Raw genomic sequence first — 2549 nt, forward strand, 5'->3', positions numbered from 1 at the left:
ATGGCAAACTGATCTCTCAGACAGGTTATAGTGTTGGTTATAAGCATCAGTTCTCTCAAAAACTGCGTGGCAACTTGCGTTATGGTGAGGTCAATGTCGATGACGCGGCAGATACCTCTACCAATGTCAAAAGCGCCAACCTTATCTATGAGTATCTGCCAGATTTAGACTTGGGGATTGAGTGGCGAGAGCAAAGTGCGACGACCTTTCCATGGATGCCAGCAGGTCAGCAAATTGAAATAATGGCCAAATACGAGTTTTGAGAGTGATGAATTGAGAGGGGTGCTATTTTTAATGATATTTATAATATAGCTCACGATAGACTTGTCATGCTACCAAGCGCATTAAACAACACCCTAGACATTTATCAATGCATGGGGTGTTTTGGTGAGGGTCGCTAATAGTTATCTACAAGTGTTGTATCGATTCATCCCAATAGGGCGGTGAACCGTAATACCCTTCGATAAAATCGATAAAACATCTGATTTTGTGCGGCAACAGCTTTCGATGGGCGTACACCGCATACAACCCCAATGTCTCGGGTTCATAATCAGGTAACACCATCATAAGCTTCCCTTTACTCAGTGCTTCGCTTGCAATAAACGTGGGCTGTAATGCTATTCCAGCGCCAGCCACTGCCGCATTGACAAGCAAATCTCCGTTATTACTGCTCAGCTCTGGGCTTAGCTGATTGGTCGCATCTAGCCACTGATAAATATCTTCTTTGCCGTATTTTTCCATATAACTGTAATGCAAATACCGATGGTTTTTTAGGTCTTCAGGTTTGCTGGGCACGCCATATTTCTCTAGATAGGCAGGGGAAGCACACAAGATGACGCGGACAGGCGCAACTTGCTTAGCAATCAGTGACGAGCTTTTGAGCTGACCGATGCGCAGCGCCACATCAAATCCTTCTTCAACGATATCTACTTTGCGGTCGTTGAGCTGCAAATCGACATTGACCGAAGGATAACGTGTCTGAAAATCCGTCACCAATTTTGCCATATGTTTGAGGGCAAAGGACACAGGCGCGCTTATTCTCAATGTGCCTTTTGGGTTCTGCTGAAACCCACCTAATTTGGACTCCATATCATCGATACTGAGTAACACTTGCTGTGCATGCTCGAAATAGTGAGTACCTGCCTCCGTCAGACTGACTTTACGGGTCGTGCGGTTCAGTAAGCGTATATCCAGTCGCTCTTCTAGCTTTGACACATATTTGCTCACCAACTGCGGCGACAGTTGCATGGCTGTAGCGGCATTGCTAAAACTGCCCTCAATCACCACTGATACAAACGCCCGCATCGCATCAATTCTATCCATTATTCAGGTTTTCCTTCCAGCGGTTATCAATATTCTCTCGTCAGTCATCTTACGCTGTTGCTTCACCGATAGTAAAGTCGTGCGTTCTATTGACCTTGGATAGCAGCGTTGATTTTTCATCTAAAATGTTTCTATTTAATATAAATGATAATGGGGCTGTAGTAGATAAGCACTATGCTAGACTACTTTTATGAAGATAACCCGTTGTAAACTAAGTAAAAAAGTACAGCGAAGGCTGTTAGGGTTTTTCACAGCTGAAGTGACTGCTAGAACAGCCGCAGATTTGCTTGATATTCAGCCTAATACTGCTGCACTTTTTTATCATAAAATAAGACTTGTAATAGATGACCATCTCTCATTAGAAGCTGATGAGCTTTTTGATGGTGAGGTCGAATTAGATGAAAGTTACTTTGGCGGTGTACACAAAGGTAAAAGAGGTCGCGGGGTCGTAGCAGACACCAAGCAGACCACGCTAATGCCTGCCATTAAGCGTAACATCAAGCCTGACAGCTTTGTTTATACGGATAGCTATCGAAGTTACAATGCACTGGATGTGAGCGAGTTTAAACATTTCAGAGTCAATCACTCTATAGAGTTTATTTGCGGTAAAAACAATCACATCAATGGCATTGAGAACTTTTGGAATCAGTCTAAATGAACACTCAGAAAGTATAATGGAATCGATAAGAAGCACTTCCATTTATTTTTAAAAGAGTGTGAGTTTAGATTCAACTATGGTTCACCATCTAATCAGCTGAAAACCTTGAGAAAATGGTGTGATATTTAATCCTTGAAGAAATTCAATCTGCAATCGTCTTTGCTTATACTGCTTTAGAAGCACTTGCTAATCTTAGTATTCCTCATGGGCACATTTACCAAGCTAAGAAAAACTCAAAAGGTATTATAGAGTCATACGATAAAGTAGCCATTAAGCGGTGGCTTAGTTTAAAAACTAAGATTAAATACATTCTTCCTGAGTTGTACGAAACTAAGGCTGTAGAAAAGCAAAAATGGTGGGGACATTTTGTTACTCTTGAAGAGTACAGAAATGAGATAATCCACCAGAAATCTATCGATGCAACTGAGTTTTATAAAGCATATTTCAAAGACTCTATTTTTAATATTATCAACTGCATATAGTCGAACCACTATTAAAGTGTTACAGCGTTAGACTCGTTTAGCCTACTACTGTAGTACTTGCACTCGTCTGCCTTGTACCACTTTTA

Annotated in this window: 1 protein-coding gene and 2 pseudogenes; 2 read left to right on the top strand and 1 reads right to left on the bottom strand. The window is 41.4% G+C overall.

Going from position 1 to position 2549, the window contains the following annotated elements; genetic code table 11:
- Nucleotides 1-263, top strand: a pseudogene (locus B3V51_RS08785) (hypothetical protein); the annotation flags it as partial.
- A gap of 145 nt (nt 264-408) precedes the next feature.
- Here B3V51_RS08785 and B3V51_RS08790 read toward each other — a convergent pair.
- On the bottom strand, nt 409-1323 hold the full coding sequence (locus tag B3V51_RS08790) for a LysR family transcriptional regulator (protein ID WP_071001520.1): 915 nt from the start codon (nt 1321-1323) through the stop codon (nt 409-411).
- A gap of 190 nt (nt 1324-1513) precedes the next feature.
- Here B3V51_RS08790 and B3V51_RS08795 point away from each other — a divergent pair.
- Nucleotides 1514-2110 (top strand): annotated as a pseudogene (locus tag B3V51_RS08795) (IS1595 family transposase).
- The last annotated feature ends 439 nt before the right edge of the window (nt 2111-2549 follow it).

Source organism: Psychrobacter sp. UBA2514, from assembly GCF_002341255.1.
Classification (GTDB): domain Bacteria; phylum Pseudomonadota; class Gammaproteobacteria; order Pseudomonadales; family Moraxellaceae; genus Psychrobacter; species Psychrobacter pacificensis.

What these genes read in the sequence shown, in the direction of transcription:
- B3V51_RS08790 (WP_071001520.1), bottom strand. Translation starts at nt 1,323, where the DNA reads ATGGATAGAATTGATGCGATGCGGGCGTTTGTATCAGTGGTGATTGAG.